Origin of the sequence: Modestobacter sp. VKM Ac-2977 (assembly GCF_026968045.1) — a bacterium.
GTDB lineage: Bacteria > Actinomycetota > Actinomycetes > Mycobacteriales > Geodermatophilaceae > Modestobacter.
Genome location: NZ_JAPVBQ010000009.1, coordinates 1 through 504, shown reverse-complemented (window position 1 = coordinate 504; position 504 = coordinate 1). Strand labels below are relative to the sequence as shown.

At 72.0% G+C, this 504-nt stretch carries 1 protein-coding gene; it reads left to right on the top strand.

Going from position 1 to position 504, the window contains the following annotated elements:
• Nucleotides 1-151: 151 nt before the first annotated feature.
• A partial coding sequence (locus O2V63_RS20690) for a hypothetical protein (RefSeq protein WP_269169359.1) occupies nucleotides 152-504 on the top strand: 353 nt, incomplete at its 3' end.

The following is a 504-nucleotide window of genomic DNA, read 5'->3' as shown; positions in this document are numbered from 1 at the left end:
CCCGTCGCGCAACACCCCGCTGGGGTGCCGGACGGTCGGGGTGCGGGTGGCGCTTCCCTCGGGCAGCTGGGATGCCTTGACGACGTCGGGGTCGGCGTTGACGGTCTGGGGTTGGGCGCTGGACCTGGACCAGCCGAGCGAGCCGGTGGCTGTGCACGTGTACGTCGACGGGCGTGCGACGGTGGCGGCTGCGGACCTGAGCCGGTCGGATGTCGCGGTGGCGTTCCCGGAGGCCGGGGATGCGCATGGTTTCTCGGTGACCACGGAGGTGCCGCCGGGTGCGCACACGGTGTGCCTGTACCTGATCGACGTGGACCAGGGGTCGCAGCACACCCCGCTGGGCTGTCGGGCGGTCAGCACTCAGGTGGCCCTGCCGGTGGGCAGCGTGGACTGGGTGTCGGCCGATGGGGGGACGGTGTCGGTCGGTGGCTGGGCGTTGGACCCGGACTCCTCGGCCGTCTCGAGCAGCGTGCACGTCTATGTCGATGGTGTGGGGGCGGTGGT